The organism is Rhizobium sp. 11_C7_N12_5 (assembly GCF_051811145.1).
GTDB classification, from domain to species: domain Bacteria; phylum Pseudomonadota; class Alphaproteobacteria; order Rhizobiales; family Rhizobiaceae; genus Rhizobium; species Rhizobium lusitanum.
In genome coordinates this window covers 2,510,113-2,526,068 of the sequence record NZ_JBPWPY010000001.1, presented here as the reverse complement: position 1 = coordinate 2,526,068, position 15,956 = coordinate 2,510,113, and the positions used below count along the sequence as shown (strand labels likewise).

General features: G+C 59.7%; 20 protein-coding genes, 1 tRNA gene and 1 pseudogene. 14 read left to right on the top strand and 8 right to left on the bottom strand.

All coding sequences use genetic code 11. The annotated features are described in order from the left end of the window. Positions 1 to 160 precede the first annotated feature (160 nt). A complete protein-coding gene (locus AB8B29_RS12465) occupies positions 161 to 979 on the top strand; it encodes an outer membrane protein (protein ID WP_047638944.1) in 819 nt (272 codons plus the stop codon). A gap of 9 nt (positions 980 to 988) precedes the next feature. On the opposite strand, the gene AB8B29_RS12460 is transcribed toward AB8B29_RS12465, so the two are convergent. Then, positions 989 to 1,774 carry a glycosyltransferase family 25 protein gene (locus AB8B29_RS12460; protein ID WP_439006551.1) on the bottom strand — a complete coding sequence of 262 codons (786 nt, stop codon included), beginning with the start codon at positions 1,772 to 1,774 and terminating at the stop codon, positions 989 to 991. 265 nt (positions 1,775 to 2,039) lie between these two features. Here AB8B29_RS12460 and AB8B29_RS12455 point away from each other — a divergent pair, with 265 nt between their 5' ends. From AB8B29_RS12455 to AB8B29_RS12415, 9 genes are all read left to right on the top strand, one after another. Beyond that, on the top strand, positions 2,040 to 3,218 hold the full coding sequence (locus tag AB8B29_RS12455; protein ID WP_037196517.1) for a phosphoserine transaminase: 1,179 nt from the start codon (positions 2,040 to 2,042) through the stop codon (positions 3,216 to 3,218). A 144-nt stretch (positions 3,219 to 3,362) separates the two neighbouring features. Beyond that, the gene (gene serA, locus AB8B29_RS12450) at positions 3,363 to 4,958 is read left to right on the top strand and encodes a phosphoglycerate dehydrogenase (protein WP_037196518.1); all 1,596 of its coding nucleotides are present in this window, start codon (positions 3,363 to 3,365) and stop codon (positions 4,956 to 4,958) included. A gap of 205 nt (positions 4,959 to 5,163) precedes the next feature. After that, complete coding sequence (locus AB8B29_RS12445) at positions 5,164 to 5,811, top strand: lysophospholipid acyltransferase family protein (protein WP_051963448.1); 648 nt, start codon at positions 5,164 to 5,166, stop codon at positions 5,809 to 5,811. Between the two features lie 2 nt (positions 5,812 to 5,813). Next, positions 5,814 to 6,764 carry a phosphatidate cytidylyltransferase gene (locus AB8B29_RS12440; RefSeq protein ID WP_037196519.1) on the top strand — a complete coding sequence of 317 codons (951 nt, stop codon included), beginning with the start codon at positions 5,814 to 5,816 and terminating at the stop codon, positions 6,762 to 6,764. Continuing rightward, a complete protein-coding gene (locus AB8B29_RS12435; protein ID WP_037196521.1) occupies positions 6,761 to 7,177 on the top strand; it encodes a hypothetical protein in 417 nt (138 codons plus the stop codon). Before AB8B29_RS12440 ends, AB8B29_RS12435 begins: the two co-directional genes overlap by 4 nt. After that, positions 7,167 to 7,817, top strand: coding sequence for a CDP-alcohol phosphatidyltransferase family protein (locus AB8B29_RS12430; RefSeq protein ID WP_037196523.1), 651 nt, complete (start codon positions 7,167 to 7,169; stop codon positions 7,815 to 7,817). Before AB8B29_RS12435 ends, AB8B29_RS12430 begins: the two co-directional genes overlap by 11 nt. Positions 7,818 to 8,090: 273 nt before the next feature. Further along, positions 8,091 to 9,290: a tRNA 2-thiouridine(34) synthase MnmA gene (gene mnmA, locus AB8B29_RS12425; RefSeq protein WP_037196525.1), complete on the top strand. Its 1,200-nt coding sequence runs from the start codon at positions 8,091 to 8,093 to the stop codon at positions 9,288 to 9,290. Positions 9,291 to 9,454: 164 nt separating this feature from the next. Then, a tRNA-Met gene (locus tag AB8B29_RS12420) sits at positions 9,455 to 9,531 on the top strand. Positions 9,532 to 9,749: 218 nt separating this feature from the next. Beyond that, entirely contained in the window at positions 9,750 to 10,121 is a 372-nt protein-coding gene (locus AB8B29_RS12415; RefSeq protein WP_439006550.1) for a hypothetical protein, read from the top strand. 220 nt (positions 10,122 to 10,341) lie between these two features. Here the strand turns inward: AB8B29_RS12415 and AB8B29_RS12410 are convergent, their stop codons facing one another. Then, positions 10,342 to 10,653, bottom strand: coding sequence for a hypothetical protein (locus AB8B29_RS12410; RefSeq protein WP_439006549.1), 312 nt, complete (start codon positions 10,651 to 10,653; stop codon positions 10,342 to 10,344). 32 nt (positions 10,654 to 10,685) lie between these two features. Beyond that, positions 10,686 to 10,772: pseudogene (locus AB8B29_RS12405) on the bottom strand (DNA cytosine methyltransferase); the annotation flags it as partial. A gap of 153 nt (positions 10,773 to 10,925) precedes the next feature. Between AB8B29_RS12405 and AB8B29_RS12400 the strand changes: the two are divergent. From AB8B29_RS12400 to AB8B29_RS12390, 3 genes are all read left to right on the top strand, one after another. Beyond that, positions 10,926 to 11,222, top strand: a complete 297-nt coding sequence (locus AB8B29_RS12400; RefSeq protein ID WP_051963452.1) for a hypothetical protein — start codon at positions 10,926 to 10,928, stop codon at positions 11,220 to 11,222. 231 nt (positions 11,223 to 11,453) lie between these two features. Then, the gene (locus AB8B29_RS12395) at positions 11,454 to 11,822 is read left to right on the top strand and encodes a VOC family protein (protein ID WP_113118524.1); all 369 of its coding nucleotides are present in this window, start codon (positions 11,454 to 11,456) and stop codon (positions 11,820 to 11,822) included. A 598-nt stretch (positions 11,823 to 12,420) separates the two neighbouring features. Then, a complete protein-coding gene (locus AB8B29_RS12390; protein WP_234903749.1) occupies positions 12,421 to 12,741 on the top strand; it encodes a hypothetical protein in 321 nt (106 codons plus the stop codon). A gap of 5 nt (positions 12,742 to 12,746) precedes the next feature. Here AB8B29_RS12390 and AB8B29_RS12385 read toward each other — a convergent pair whose 3' ends face one another. The 5 genes from AB8B29_RS12385 to AB8B29_RS12365 all read right to left on the bottom strand — a co-directional run bounded on the left by AB8B29_RS12385 (position 12,747) and on the right by AB8B29_RS12365 (position 14,964). Then, entirely contained in the window at positions 12,747 to 12,998 is a 252-nt protein-coding gene (locus AB8B29_RS12385; protein WP_037196529.1) for a DUF6074 family protein, read from the bottom strand. A 122-nt stretch (positions 12,999 to 13,120) separates the two neighbouring features. Next, positions 13,121 to 13,375, bottom strand: a complete 255-nt coding sequence (locus tag AB8B29_RS12380; protein WP_037196530.1) for a DUF982 domain-containing protein — start codon at positions 13,373 to 13,375, stop codon at positions 13,121 to 13,123. A 299-nt stretch (positions 13,376 to 13,674) separates the two neighbouring features. After that, a complete protein-coding gene (locus tag AB8B29_RS12375) occupies positions 13,675 to 13,932 on the bottom strand; it encodes a DUF982 domain-containing protein (RefSeq protein WP_047555394.1) in 258 nt (85 codons plus the stop codon). Between the two features lie 233 nt (positions 13,933 to 14,165). Next, a complete protein-coding gene (locus AB8B29_RS12370) occupies positions 14,166 to 14,525 on the bottom strand; it encodes a DUF4189 domain-containing protein (RefSeq protein WP_080760475.1) in 360 nt (119 codons plus the stop codon). A 172-nt stretch (positions 14,526 to 14,697) separates the two neighbouring features. After that, complete coding sequence (locus AB8B29_RS12365; RefSeq protein WP_047555395.1) at positions 14,698 to 14,964, bottom strand: DUF982 domain-containing protein; 267 nt, start codon at positions 14,962 to 14,964, stop codon at positions 14,698 to 14,700. Between the two features lie 258 nt (positions 14,965 to 15,222). Here AB8B29_RS12365 and AB8B29_RS12360 point away from each other — a divergent pair, with 258 nt between their 5' ends. Then, positions 15,223 to 15,918 carry a DNA-3-methyladenine glycosylase I gene (locus tag AB8B29_RS12360; RefSeq protein ID WP_047638935.1) on the top strand — a complete coding sequence of 232 codons (696 nt, stop codon included), beginning with the start codon at positions 15,223 to 15,225 and terminating at the stop codon, positions 15,916 to 15,918. The last annotated feature ends 38 nt before the right edge of the window (positions 15,919 to 15,956 follow it).

Sequence of the window (15,956 nt, the reverse complement as noted above, 5' to 3'; positions counted from 1 at the left end):
CGGCGTTTTAAAGCTTCATTAACCATGAATTCCCTATGGTTAATGAAATGAGAATGATGGTCATTCCGTCGTGGATCCTCGTGCTGGAGCCCGGAGCGGAAGACAAAAATCAGCCGGGTCGGTGTGCGGGCTGCGCCCGAAGGATGGAAGGCGAGGGGTAATGATCCGTTTCGACGCTCTGGCGCTGGCCACGGTGATGGCAGGCGCATCGGCGGGTGCTGCCCTTGCAGGCGACGCGCCGCCGGAAATCAAGATGCCCGAAGTCAGCGTCAAGGATGCGAAGGGGTGGTATGTCCGCGGGGATCTCGGCTACGCCGTCAACGCCAGCCGCAACGACACGACGTTCCGTGCCTATGATCCGGCTGGCGGCGATAGCAGCTCCGGACGCTTCGATTCGGATCGGTTCGGCGGCAACTTTTCCGGTGGTCTCGGCGTCGGTTACCAGTTCAATGACCTGTTGCGCGCCGATGTCACCGGCGATTTCTTCAGCGGTGACTTCAATGGCAGCATCTCAAGCGCTTCGCCTTGTTCCGGCGGGGCAGGCGGTACCAGCTGCTCTACCAAGGCGCGCTCTTCCTTCAGGGCGGGCAGCTTGATGGTGAATGGCTACGTCGATCTGGGGACGCTTGCCGGATTCACGCCCTATCTCGGTGCCGGCCTCGGCGCGACGCGGGTTTCCTGGAGCAGCGTCGATGCGGTCGGCTCGTGCATCGACGGCGCTTCGGGTTGCGGTGGCGCGGCCTCGGTCAGCGCACGCTATCCCGGCGACAGCGACTGGCGCATGACCTATGCCCTGATGGCCGGCGTCGCCTACGAGGTGGCGCCGAATGTAAAGGTCGATCTCGGCTATCGTTTCTCCCACATCGCCGGCGGCGATATGTTCGGCGATTCATCCGCAAGCGCCGGCGGGACGACGGGCCGCGATGGCGCTCTGTCGCGCCACGAGATTCGCATCGGTTTGCGGGTAACCACCTGGTAGGTCGGGTGCCTACTGCGTCGTCAGCACATAGGCGATCCGGCGAAAGAAATCCCAGGTCCGGAAGAGGTGTGCGGGAACACGTCGCCACGCTGAGGATTTGGCCGCGCGATAGTCGCGGCGCCAGCCGATCATCGTGCTTTTCTGCAAGCGGCTGAAGCCGACGATATTGGTGCGCGTGCTGAAGATGGACGTCTGCATGTCCCAGCCGCGCTCGACCGCGACATCCCAGGGCAGGGACATGATGGCCAGCGACTTCACGATCTTTTGAGCCCCGCTTCGCGTCACCAGATAACACGCCGTTGATCCCTGGGGACCGAAGAGGCAACGACCGATCGCATCTCCCTTGTCGCTGCGCGTTGCGACGCGGAAGCCGCTCCAGCGGTGATTGACGAGCTTGATCAGATCGGCCGTAGGAGCTGCTTTCTTGGCTGCCATGGTGCGGGCGAGGAAATCAGCGTCCAGGGCCACATCGTCTTCGATGATGACCGCCATTTCGCCGCCATTGGCCAAAAATTGGCGCAAGGCCATCAGGTGGCTGCGATAGCAGCCGTATTCTCCAGGAAGGATGATCCTGCCGTGGCGGCGTTGAAAGCGAAGGTGATCGACGTCAACCCATTGGTCGCGCGGCAAGAGTCCGCCATCGACGCCGTCGACGCGCTCGAACCGAATGCCGAGTTCATCGCTCTGCCGTTGAATTTCCGCCAGTCTGTCTGTCGCTCGATCAATGTTGATCAGATAGACAGGCACTGGCTGCGCGGGCATGAAGTGGCTTTCGGCGAGTGCAGTTAGAGACATCGAGCACACTTGTTATTTCCTGTCGGCGCAAGTCAATAAGCGCCATGCTTTATATGATTGCGTGTCGGCACAGAAACCAGCTTTTGTGAGGCTGAATTTGACCTAATTTCATTGCGTGTAACTTGCCCCATCAAACTTTTCGCACGAATCCGTGATGCAGCAACACGAGTATATTTTTCTGTTGCGCTTGCAGGCGGCTTCCAATATATCCGGCGGCGGGACACCCTTCCCCAACGAAGGGCTTTCTATCTGAGAGGATAGCATCATGACTAAGCTCGCCAAGCCGGACACGCGTCCGGAGAATACCCATTTTTCTTCTGGCCCCTGCTCGAAGCGCCCCGGTTGGTCGCTCGACGCTCTTTCCGACGCGGCCCTTGGCCGTTCGCACCGCGCGAAGGTTGGCAAAGCCAAGCTGAAGCAGGCCATTGATCTTACCCGCGAAATTCTGGAAGTGCCGGCGGATTACCGCATCGGCATCGTTCCCGCTTCAGATACCGGCGCCGTGGAAATGGCGCTTTGGTCGCTGCTTGGAGAGCGCGGTGTCGACATGCTCGCCTGGGAAAGCTTCGGCGCTGGCTGGGTCACCGACGTCGTCAAGCAGCTGAAGCTCAAGGACGTCCGCAAGCTCGAAGCCGGCTACGGCGAACTGCCCGATCTTTCCACCGTCGATTTCGACCGCGACGTGGTCTTCACCTGGAACGGCACCACCTCCGGTGTCCGCGTTCCGAACGCCGATTTCATCCCGGCCGACCGCAAGGGCCTGACGATCTGCGATGCCACCTCGGCCGCTTTCGCGCAGAACCTCGACTTTGCCAAGCTCGATGTCGTCACCTTCTCCTGGCAGAAGGTTCTCGGCGGCGAAGGCGCGCACGGCGTCATCATCCTGTCGCCGCGCGCCGTCGAGCGTCTGACCACCTATCAGCCCGCCTGGCCGCTGCCGAAGATCTTCCGCATGACCAGCGGCGGCAAGCTCATCGAAGGCATCTTCACCGGCGAGACGATCAACACGCCGTCGATGCTTTGCGTCGAGGATTATATCGATGCTCTGCTCTGGGCCAAGGAGATCGGCGGCCTCAAGGCGCTGATCGGCCGCGCCGACGCCAACGCCAAGGTCATCCATGACTTCGTCGCCGCCAACGGCTGGATCGCCAATCTCGCCGCCAAGGCCGAGACGCAGTCCAACACGTCCGTCTGCCTGAAGATCGTCGACAAGGATATCGCCGCTCTGGACGAAGACGGCCAGGCGAATTTCGCCAAGGGTCTGGTCGCGCTTCTCGAAAAGGAAGGCGTCGCCTATGACGTCGGCCACTATCGCGACGCACCGTCGGGCCTGCGCATATGGGCCGGTGCGACGATCGAAGCCGCCGACATGCAGAAACTGATGCCCTGGCTTTCCTGGGCCTTCGAAACGCAGAAGGCGACGCTCTCCCAGGCCGCTGCCTGAGACTTCAAGCGTTCACGGCTCCGCCGATAGGGCGGAGCCCAGCATTCCGAATTATCTGTTTGCTTTCACGCAATTCCGGACGGAAAACCGCTTCGCATCTTCCTGGAATTGCTCATCATCGCTGACCCTTTCAGGAGGCCTATCATGGCACCTCGCGTTCTCGTATCCGACGAACTGTCGGAAACCGCCGTCCAGATTTTCCGCGATCGCGGCGTCGAAGTCGATTTCCAGCCACAGCTCGGCAAGGACAAGGACAAGCTGTTCGAAATCATCGGCAATTACGATGGTCTCGCCATCCGGTCCGCCACCAAGGTGACCGAGAAGATCATCGAAGCGGCCAAGAACCTCAAGGTCGTCGGCCGCGCCGGTATCGGTGTCGACAATGTCGATATTCCCGCCGCTTCGCGCCGCGGTATCATCGTCATGAACACGCCGTTCGGCAATTCGATCACCACGGCCGAGCATGCCATCGCCCTGATGTTCGCCGTTGCCCGCCAGCTTCCCTCTGCCGACGCCTCGACCCAGGCCGGCAAGTGGGAAAAGTCAAAGTTCATGGGTGTCGAGATCACCGGCAAGACGCTCGGCGTCATCGGCGCCGGCAATATCGGTTCTATCGTCATTGCCCGCGCCATCGGCCTGAAGATGCATGTCGTTGCCTATGACCCGTTCCTTTCGAAGGAACGTGCCGAGGAAATGGGCGTCACCAAGGTCGAGCTCGACGAGCTGTTCGCTCGCGCCGATTTCATCACCCTGCACGTGCCGCTGACGGACAAGACCCGCAACATCATCGACGCCGCAGCGCTCGCCAAGATCAAGCCGGGCGTGCGCATCATCAACTGCGCCCGTGGCGGTCTCGTGGATGAGGCGGCTCTTGCCGCTGCTATCAAGTCGGGCCATGTCGCCGGTGCCGCCTTCGACGTCTTCGAAGTCGAGCCCGCCAAGGAAAGCCCGCTGTTCGGCCTGCCGAACGTCGTCTGCACGCCGCATCTCGGCGCGTCCACAACGGAAGCGCAGGAGAACGTCGCTCTCCAGGTCGCCGAGCAGATGGCCGACTACCTCGTCAAGGGTGCGGTTTCCAACGCGATCAACATGCCGTCGATCACCGCCGAGGAAGCGCCGATCCTAAAGCCGTTCATAAAGCTTGCCGATGTTCTCGGCGCCTTCGTCGGCCAGGTCACGGAAGACCCGATCAAGGAAATCGAGATCCTTTATGACGGCATCACCGCCGGCATGAACACCAAGGCGTTGACGAGCGCGCTGCTGGCCGGTCTCATCCGCAATCAGGTCGCCGATGTCAACATGGTTTCGGCGCCGATCATGATCAAGGAAAAGGGCATCGTGCTTGCCGAAGTCAAGCGCGACAAGACCGGCGTCTATGATGGCTACATCAAGCTGACTGTCACCACCGACACCATGACCCGCTCTGTTGCCGGCACCGTCTTCTCGGATGGCAAGCCGCGCTTCATCCAGATCAAGGGCATCAACCTCGACGCCGATGTCGGCAACCACATGGTCTACCTCGCCAATACCGACGTTCCCGGCATGATCGGCTTCATCGGCACGACGCTCGGCTCCGCTGGCGTCAACATCGCCAACTTCCAGCTCGGCCGAGACAAGCAGGGCGGCGACGCGATCGCGCTGCTTTATGTCGATGGCCCAATCAGCGATGATGTGTTGGCCAAGCTGACCGCCCATCACGCGATCCGCCAGGCCAAGCCGTTGGTCTTCAACGTCGACTAAGCCCGCCGCCTTCGCAAAGGAGGTGGGGCATCCATTTGCACCTCCCAAGAGCCGTCCTGAAACCCGGCGCGACGCAAGTTGCGCCGGGTTTCCACTACTGTTGGCAGGGTTGTGGATAAGTCGGCCGGGCGGGCTATCGAGGCCGGTCAAACGGGCCTATCTCTTTGCCATGGAGGCACTCTGGAAAACGATTTTTGGGGAAGGGATGGGCAAGCCGATAGAGTGGCTGGCAAAGCCCGTATCAGTGGCGATCGTGCTGTTTGCGCGAGCCGTTACCGCCGTCAGGGCGATCTGGCCCGAGAGCGGCATGCATACCGGCCGTTGCATCTATTTCGCCAATCATTCCAGCCATGGTGATTTCATCCTCATCTGGGCAGTGCTGCCGCCCCGGCTGCGCCGGCGTGTTCGGCCCGTGGCCGGCGCCGACTACTGGCTGAAATCGAAGCTCAACAGTTTCATCGGCCGCGATGTCTTCAATGCGGTGCTGATCGAGCGGGATCGCGAGGCGCGCAAGGAAGATCCGGTCACGCAGATGGCGCAGGCACTCGATGCCGGCTCTTCGTTGATCCTGTTTCCGGAGGGTACGCGCAATCTGACGGAGGTGCCGCTGCAGCCGTTCAAGAGCGGGCTCTTCCATCTTGCCCAGGCCCGCCCGGATATCGATCTCGTCCCCGTCTGGATCGACAATCTCAATCGCGTCATGCCCAAGGGCGAGTTCGTGCCCATTCCGCTGATCTGCACCGTTACCTTCGGCGAGGCGCTGCATATCGGCGAGACCGAGGAGAAGGCGGGTTTCCTGGCGAGAGCCGAATCGGCGTTGCTGGCGCTTGCGCCGAAGCGGGCGGGAGACTGAGCATGAATGCTGCCAGCGCCGATCTGATCCACCTTGTCCTCGGCATTTTTGGCGTGCTGATCGTCGCTTCCATTGTCGGCTACGTGCTGCAGCGGCGCTTGTCGCCGGATGGATCGAATGCGGCGATCGAAAACCTGAATGCACGCATCAAGGCCTGGTGGGTGATGGTGGTGCTGATCGGCATCGCTTTCGTGGCCGGGCGTGCCGGCGTCATCTTGCTCTTTGCCTTCTGCTCCTTTGCCGCGCTGCGCGAATTTGTGACGCTGATCAACACAAGACGCGCCGATCATTGGGCGCTTGCCGCCGCCTTCTTCGTTGCCCTGCCGGTGCAATATTACCTGCTCTGGGCCGAGCAATATGGCATCTATTCGATCTTCATTCCCGTTTATGCCTTCCTGTTCATGCCCATCGTCGCGGTGCTGCGCGGCGATACCGAGCGGTTCCTGGTGCGCATCGCCGAAGTGCAATGGGCGCTGATGATCTGCGTCTTCTGCGCCTCGCATGTGCCCGCACTGCTCACCCTGCATATTCCGGGCTATGAAGGCCGCAACGTGCTGCTCATCGCCTTCCTGGTGATCGTCGTCCAATTGAGCGACGTGTTGCAATATGTCTGGGGCAAGCTCTTCGGGAAAACCAAGATCGCGCCGCGGCTGTCGCCGTCGAAGACGGTGGAGGGCTTCGTCGGCGGCGTCATCAGCGCTTCGCTGATCGGGGCGGCGCTCTGGTGGGTAACGCCGTTCACGCCGCTGCAGGCGGGCCTGCTCGCCTTTGTCATCACGATCATGGGCTTCTTCGGCGGCTTGGTGATGTCGGCAATCAAGCGGGACCGCGGCGTCAAGGATTGGGGCCACCTGATCGAAGGCCATGGCGGGCTGATCGACCGGCTGGATTCGGTCGTCTTCTCGGCGCCCATCTTCTTCCATCTCGTCCGCTTCTGGTGGTCAGTGTCATGACAGGCAGGCTGAAAGCGCTTGCCGGCAGCAGCATCGTGCACGTGCTTTTCGCGTTCCTTGCCATGGGCGGCTGGGCCGTCTTCGCCAATCGCACGCATCCGATGCCGCGGCCTTTGATTGCGGGTCTTGTGCAAGGCGTGCTTTCGGGCTGCCTGACGCTGTTTCTGAAGTCGGCCGTCGAGGCCCTGTCACGGCGGTTCAGCGGCTTTACAGTCCTCTGGGCGCCGCCGCTGATCGCCTGTCTGGGTTCCGCGGCGATCCTGGTGACGATCCATGCTCTCAGCGGCACGCCGGAGATACTGAAGACGATCGCGGTGCCGCTGCTGGTGTCATCGAGCTATGCGGCGATCTACAATTATTCGATTTCCGGCGGGAGGCGTCAAAGTATGACAGGTGAGGGCCATGAAGGGTGAGGGAGCAGGCGACAGGCGGCCTCTAGCCAGCCGCAACACGCGCTGGGCGCAGGCCTTGGCGCGGCGCATGACCGCGCTTTCGGTGACGCCGAACCAGATTTCGCAGGCGAGCATGGCGATGGCGGCGCTGGCCGGAGGTTGCTTCTGGCTTTCCGGATCCGGCGGCGTCGGTATGCGCGTGCTGCTGCTGATCCTTTCGGCGCTGTTCTGCCAATTGCGCCTGCTCTGCAACCTGCTCGATGGAATGGTGGCGGTCGAGGGCGGCAAGGGCGAGGCTGACGGACCCTTCTGGAACGAATTCCCGGACCGTATCGCCGATATTCTCATCCTTGCCGGCATCGGCTACGGCATAGCAGCGCCGGGCCTCGGCTGGGCTGCGGCCGCTTTCGCGGTGCTGACCGCCTATGTCCGTGAACTCGGGCGCGCCACCGGGAACCCCAGTGATTTCTCCGGCCCGATGGCCAAGCAGCATCGCATGGCGGTCGTCACCGCTGCGGCGCTCCTCTCTGTTGTCGAGGCCTTGTGGAGCGGCGGCATATGGGTCCTGACCGTTGCCCTCTGGGTCGTTGCGATCGGGTCGGCCGTCACCGTGCTGCGGCGCGGGCGCAATCTGATCGGGCATTTGAAGGCCAAGGGGTGATTCGCATATCGGCCTGCCCCTTGCGCCGGATGGCAATCCTTTCTATATCCGTCCACAATTGAGGCGGGCTGCAAAGTGTGCGGCCCATTGTCCCGCATGAAAATTCGCCGCTTTTGCATGGCATTCGGCGAGAAGAGCATGATCCCAAAAAGTGTGCAGCGGTTTTTGGATAAGATCATGCGACATCAAATAGCGAGAGCGTGACGACGTTTCGAAAAAAAAGTCATCCCGCTCGGCAGCATCGAAGATCGTTCAAGACTGGCGGCAACGACCGTGAATACACTGGATTTTGACAAGAGGCCGGAAGATACCCGCGTCGTCGTCGCCATGTCGGGCGGCGTTGACAGCTCCGTCGTCGCCGGCATTTTGAAACGGCAGGGCTATGATGTGCTCGGCATCACGCTGCAGCTCTACGATCATGGCGCGGCCGTGCATCGCGCCGGCTCCTGTTGCGCCGGCCAGGATATCGACGATGCGCGCCGCGTCTGCGAGACGCTCGGCATCCCGCATTACGTGCTCGATTACGAAAAGCGCTTCCGCGAGACGGTGATCAATCCTTTCGCCGAGAGCTATGTCGCCGGCGAGACGCCGATCCCCTGCGTTGCCTGCAACCAGACCGTCAAATTCGCCGACCTTCTGTTGACCGCCAAGGAGCTCGGCGCCGATGCTCTGGCGACCGGCCACTACATTCGCTCGCGCCCGAACCCCTCTGCCGACAATCCCGGCCGCCGTGCGCTCTATCGCCCGGCCGATGCCGATCGTGACCAGAGCTATTTCCTCTTTGCGACGACGCAGGAGCAGATCGACTATCTGCGCTTTCCGCTCGGCGGCATGCCGAAGGCGGAGACGCGGGCGCTTGCCGAGGAGATGGGCCTTGTCGTCGCCAAGAAGGCCGACAGCCAGGACATCTGTTTCGTGCCGCAGGGCAAATATTCCGATGTGATAGCCAAGCTGAAGCCGAATGCGGCGCTCGCCGGCGAAATCGTCCATCTTGACGGCCGTGTGCTGGGCCAGCACGAGGGCATCCTGCATTATACGATCGGCCAGCGCCGCGGCATCGGCATCGCCACCGGCGAGCCGCTCTACGTCGTCTATCTCGACGCCCGCTCGCGCCGCGTCATCGTCGGCCCGAAGGAAGCGCTGGAAACGCACCGCGTCTATCTGCGCGACGCTAACTGGCTGGGCGACGAAACGCTGATGCAGGCGGCTTCAGGCGAGGGCTTTGCCTGTTACGCCAAGGTCCGCTCCACCCGCGCACCGTCGCCGGCCGTGTTGCACACCGATGCCAGCGGCATTTATGTCGACCTGACGATCGGCGAGGCCGGCGTTGCTCCGGGGCAGGCCTGCGCGCTCTATTCAGCGCCCGGCGACGATGCCCGCGTCTACGGCGGCGGCTTCATCGAGCGCTCCGAGCGCGAGCCGATTGCCGAGGCCTCCCTGAAGGCTTTGCTGGCAAGCCCTGTCGCGGCTTAAGGAGTAAGCGGCCCGGCCAAGAGAAAGCACTGATTTTTCCAAATCATCCGCTTGACACCAAGCCGAGCCGCACCTTATAAGCCGCTCAACCGACGGGCCAACGCTTTTCGAGCAGTGGTTCGTTTGACCTTTGTGCATCATAGACAATTATTATGCGCAGACGTGGCGGAGTAGCTCAGTAGGTCAGAGCAGAGGAATCATAATCCTTGTGTCGGGGGTTCAAATCCCTCCTCCGCTACCAAAATTCCCCGTATAATATCAATACCTTGGGTGTAGCCGGACGCGACTTCCCGGAATTTTGACACGGGCTTCCGGAATTTATGGTTTTCTGCCGACCGCGCCCAAGACCACGTGGGGAGCGCCGAATTATAGGATCGCAGGTCACCCTCCAGGCACTCCCTAAAACCCTCGACTCACGTTACGCACTCTGCATTCATTTCGAATGCAGATGGGGATCGCATGTTCAAAAAAATTGGCTTGGTTGCTTTGCTTGTGGCGGGTCTGGCCGGCTGTGCTGGCTTGGACTACGCGATGAAGAATTACTCCGGCGTGAAAGTCGTCACATGGGTAAATCCATCGACGAATGCGCAATGGCGGATTTTCGATAAACCGGCAGAAAACCGAATGATGATCACCCTGGGTATTGGCGGTGCGGCTCTACAGGGTGCCGGACAAGGGATCACGCTTGGCGCCGCCGACACGAGAACGCCGATGATCCTTTATCAAGACACTGCCATTGCTTGGCTGGCATCGAGTGGGCGGCATTGCTCCGCCACCCAAACGTTTCTTGTAATCGAACCGCAATACGAGGTTCGCTATATTTGCCGGTAGGCAAAGTGCGAAACTCGGCTCACCGCTGTTTTGAAGGGTCTTTAAGCGCTGTTTGAAGCCCTTCAAAGTGGGCATCTGTGAGAGCTCGCCACGCATACGCCGCAGCCAGGCTGACCACTCCGTTACCGGCCGCATCGGGTCGGTCCGCCCGATCGGCCAGCCCATGATCCAATCCGAAAAGTTCGGGTTGAAGGTCAGGTCTCCGGGCGAGGATCGGGGCTCAGCGTTCAAACTCAGATGGAGCGGGTGGGAAGATGGGAAGCTGAAGGGCTTCGTCGGTGTCGCCCCGCATGCCTGCATGAGCATCCAAAGATGCGTCCAAACCCTCGCGGCCTTGCCGATCCCGAACTGTGACCCCGCAGCTGCGGCGTCGTCCTTCATCAGGAAGCAATTGTTCACCAGCACCAGCACGATCTTCGTACAGTAGAGGGACTTTGTCGGCGTGGGCCACAATGAAGAGCGGCCGACGCTGGTGAGATGCGCCGATCTCTGCCGCGCTGAACAGGCCCGCTTGTTCTCGAAGAAGCGCCATTCGGGGTCGAATTCCCGAATGATCCGGCTGATGTGAGGCCAGAGGTGGCGGGGATCGTCTTCGCCACGCCGTAGGCCGGCGAAGCTGAAGGGCTGGCATGGATATCCGCCAGTGAGGATATGAACCTTTCCGCGCCAAGGGCGGCCGAATATCTATACATGTAATGAATCGGGCGAGGATGGTCCTATTCCGCTCGTCAGAATGGACAGGGAACCAAAGCGAGCCATCGCCGTTCCTGACAGGCGACTTTACGCCACTATCAGGAGGATCTAATGGCCGACATCACGCTAGACAAAGACATCAATGCGCAGATCGAAGAGCTTCGAAATCAGATTGCCAAGCTTTCAGCGGATTTGGCCAGCAGGATTGACATTGCTTCCGAACGCGCTGACGAAGCGCTGTCGTCGGTGAAGACGAGGGTTTCCAATGTTGCGGACCAGGCGCGGACCGAAGGCAGAAATGTAGTTCAGGCCGCCAAGGACAATCCAACGGCGACAAGTTCCATTCTTATGGTTACGGCCCTGCTTGGTCTCTTTGCCGGGCTTTTGATCGGCAAGCTGACGGACTAAGAGAACGAGATAATCTCATTCTCGAAAAGTAAAAGCCCGATCAGCAGTCATGCCGATCGGGTTGTCAGGATGACCGGGCCGCCTCCAACCCGAGCTTTGCCCTGTGTCACGCCTAGCGTTCCCACCGGTGCCTGCTATCGAAGTCCAAACACAATCACCAATTGACTGGTTGGCAATCATCGGAATTTCCTTACCCTTCTCCAGATTTCCTCAAAGGAGCTGGCATCCTCAATGCGTTTCGTCAATCCAATCCCCTTCGTCTGCGACATAGCTCGCTCGAAGGCATTTTATTGCGACCTGCTGGGTCTCAAAATCCTGAGCGATTTCGGGAACTTCATTCTCTTCGAGACCGGCTTCGCCATTCATGACGGGAAGTCACTTGAGCAAACGGTCTGGAAGAAAACTATTGAAACGTCCAGCCCATACGGGCGCGGAAACATGCTTCTCTATTTCGAACATGAGGATGTGGATGCAGCGTTCGAAAGAATTGCACCGCATGTTGAGCTGATCCATTCCGTCGAGCGACAAGACTGGGGACAGCGCGTGTTCCGGTTTTATGATCCTGATGGGCACGCTGTGGAGATTGGCGAACCGCAGTAGCCAGATAGGTTCGGGTCAAGAACAGTTGCCGGCGGCGCGGTATCCAAACGGGTGCACCATCGACCTCACGATAACCACCATCAGCTCGCCATACTTTCAGCGACATCTTAGATTAGGAAACTACGATGGAAGTGAAACTTCTTGCGCGTCTTTGTGTTCAAGCGTCACGGAATTTGCGAGGATCTGGTCATGACCTCAAGAGAGAAGAGACTTGCTCGGCATATCATGGTGACGCTTTTGCCTGTTTTCGGCGGCTTAAGCATCCTGGGGGTCGTTGTGCTTTCGATGATCGCATAGGCAGTTCGGCAAGAAAGACGACAAGACGATATGAAATCATTGTCGGACGAGGGGTCGCTTTTGCGGCTCTTTTTGTTGGTGCTTGAATGCAAGCCGGGCGAAGTTCTTTGCGTCCGGAAGAAACGATAGCAAGCCCTGAGCGCTGTTCTCTAGATGATCGGTAGACGGACTGAATGGCGCGAGAAAATCCGCTTATCACCCGCATTTGTAAACTGCCATGGATAATTCATGCTAGATATCTTGCAAGACGAAACGCGCTCTGGCACCGTGCCGCCACAGGGGAACGGGGTGTTCAATGAGGATGTTTTTGGCGGCGGCCACTGCTCTGGTGGTCGCCAATTCTGTATTGGCTGCTGACGATGCCGTGAACAACGCGTTCCGGGTCTGCAAGATGATAGATAATACTGGCCTGTTCACCGCGCCGTGCCAGGTTTCCAGCCGGAAATACTCCGTGACGGCGACGATCGACTTGACGACCATCGATGCTCGGAAGGCTTGCACGCAGATTACGGGCGTTGTTGCGTCGAAGGGATTTCATTTTCCCGGCGCAGACTGGACCGTGCAGATCAGGTCGCCATCGAGCGGCGACCGATCGATCGTGTTCTGCCGGCTGCCGAAGTAGCCTCCTCAGGCGGACGCGTTCATTTCGTCCGCCGCAAAGGCCAACTGCAGTTCCATCAGAACCGCATGCATGAAGAGCCCAGCTTGGCGCGATATCTCGTCTTCATCCATTCCCTGCCGTTTCAGGGTGGCGGCAAAGCCCGCCATTTCCGAGCGCCAGAAGCGATTTGCTTCCTCTCCGTGAAGCTGCTGCAGGGCACTGGCGCACCGCCTGATATCACTGGCGCGTCTGTCGGCTGGGAATGCTAAAAGCGACATATCATCTCCGTCATCAGCAAGGCGAATCGCCTGCCTTTGTTGGCACCTTCGCCCGCACTGGTTCACAAAGAATGAATTGCCCCTTCGGAGATCCCACCTGGTTCCGAAATGACCGGATGAGTTCACTGCATCACGGATAGGCCCGCCTCCCGGGCGGCCCTGATCAAGGCGTCCCGTGCGGCCTCCGGAGGAACGGCGCCCAGCATCGCCTCGAGGCAAATGCGCACCGCAGTCACATATTCTTCGCCGCTTTCGACCGGCCAATGCTCCAGTAGCAACTCGGCGACTTGATGTACCGAATTGACGCGGCGATATCCGCCGGTCTCTCCGAGTACGAGTGTTACGGCCGGGAATGGTCGCAAAGTGTTTCGTTTCAAAACGCACTACCTCCGAAACGTATATGCTTCGGTAACCATTGCAAAAAGCGTTCCGCGTCGAACGTCATCTTGCCTGGTGTCTTCGAGGTTGCTTCTGTCAGCCTGTTGCCAGGGGGCGCGATCGAGCCGGCAGCTTGCTTCAACAGCACCTGCCACGCCTATTGTCCGAATAAGCCATGTTTGGATGTCCGACGGCTGTCGCCGTCGACCTCTCGGAATGTGCGTTTGCGAACAGGTTCAGACCGGTCAGCGCCGCGCCTTTGGCGGCGCCCGATGCTGTAAAATCGATGCCGACGGGCTTAGTCCAGCACGTCAGCTTCGACGCAGGCTTCAACAAATGCCATCCTGGCTTCGTTGTGAAGAAGTGAGTTTCCTTCCGCCGCCGAGCAAATATGCCTTGCCGTACTATACTTTTCCCCTCGAACGGTCGGCCAGCGGAACAGAAGATGGTTGAGGGCATCCTTCGGGCTTCTTATTCTCTCCGGCATGCCGTAGCCGATGCGCAGGTACACAGGTTCGCTCCAGCGAACGCCGCTGGTCATAATGATCATGTTCATTCAATGGTGCTCCGACATTGGCATCGAAACTCCCGCGAGCGGAAAAAGTTTCGCAATTTCTTGAAAATTGATTGTCTTGTCGGAATGACGCGGCAGCCCAGCCTATAGAAAATGCCGGGCGCCGAAGAGCTTATGTGGAGCACTGATCTCGTCGAGCCCGCCGCAAGTGCTGAACTACTGGCGGCGGGACGTCTCAAATCACCTTGCAAGCGGCCGATCGAAAGGTCGGCGGATCACTGGCAGTCGGATACGACGATCTTGCAATGCGGGCAGTTGTCCAGCGCCATGCGCTCGGCTTCGCGCTTGCTGCTGCCGTAGCCAATGCCGTAGTTGACGCGATCGCCGACATAGGCGCCGCATTGTTCGAACCACACGGCCGACTTGCAGGAGTCATTGCCCGCCGAACGGCACTCTTTGATGGCATTATGCTCGGCTTCCGCGCGGCTGGAGCCCCAGCCCAGGCCATAGCCGGCTTCCCCTGCAGAAAGGCCCTGCTGGTCGTCGACGGCGATTGCGCCAAAAGCGAGTGCGGATGATGCGAAGGCGCACGAAATCAATGCTGCGGCCAGGGCCGCGCGAATGTTCTTCTTCATGATTAAATCCCCGAAAACCCAGATAACTTAGGTCAACCTCGGTATATATTGCGCCCCCGCCAAGACAAGGCGGGTTGAGGCTCCATTTTTGGGTGGATTTGGCCGGAAGCGGATTAGCTGATCTTGCCGGAATGCGCAGCAATTGTCTTCGGGGGGGACCTATTGAGCGCGGTCAGTGCTGTTGGACCATGGTGGTCTCGATCGGAACACCGGCTTCCATTGCCGCGGCCATGAAGCTGTTTCGGGCTTCCAGCGGGTGCCCGTGGCCGCTCTCGACATCGGCACAGATCTGCAGGGCCATCAAAAACGCCTTGCCTTCCGCCACGGGCCAGGCGTTCAGCAGCATGTCCAATGCATCCTTCGTGGTCCCGACGGTATAGACCTTCCCGGTACGCTTGCAGATGACCATGATGGGATAATTCCAGTCTTTAATGCTCATGGTGCGAAGCTCCGATCCGACGCCGCAGAGGTTAATGCCACGGCGCGCAAAATCTCAAGTTAATTTCGGGACGTAACTGGTGCAGGTCACCGTTGTTTCAATCATCGCCCGGTTGATTCAAGGCGTAGCGCGATCAATTTTGGGGTCGCGCGTCACGATGCGGTGCGTCTGACCGATACCCGAGGCGCCGAAGACCCTTGTGCAGAGCGACGGGATCATAAATGACTTGGCGTGCAGCGCAGCCGGAGGAAGACAGCCATGGGAAGCTTTGCGGAGATTGAGGAGCGAGCCGAAAAGCGCAAGGGTGGGGCCGCCGCGCTGAAGACGCTGATGCCGAAATTGCCTGATCGCGATGTCTTGCGCGCGCAGCCGGACGATCGGCTTTTGTCGGAGATGACGCGTTATGTCTTCTACGCCGGTTTCGTCCGCAACGTTATCGATTCCAAGTGGCCGGGTTTTGAAGCGGCCTTCTCCGGTTTCGATCCTGCCTTTCTCAATCTCGCGCCTGATGATTACTGGCACGATCTGACGTCCGACACGCGTATTGTCCGCAACGGCGCCAAGATCATGTCGGTGCGGGCGAATGCCCAATTCATTCGCCAGCTTGCCGATGAGCATGGCAGCGCCGGCCAGTTTTTTGCCGATTGGCCGATTGAGGATCACATCGGCCTGCTCGGCGTGCTCGACAAGCGGGCAGAACGGCTCGGCGGCATGAGCGGCCAATATTTCCTGCGGGCGATCGGCCGTGACAGCTTCGTCATGAGCCATGATGTGCTCGTCTGCCTGCGCCTTTCCGGCCTGCCGATCTCGGAAGGCAAGCCGACGAAGAAGGACCTGCGGCTGATCCAGGATCAGTTCAATGCCTGGCACGCCGAGACGGGCCTGCCGCTCACCCATCTCTCACGCATCTGCGCCTTCTCTGTCGGAATGCCGGGAGAAGAGGACGAAGCCTGATTGATTTGATCCATCGAATAATATTGGATCGCACGCTG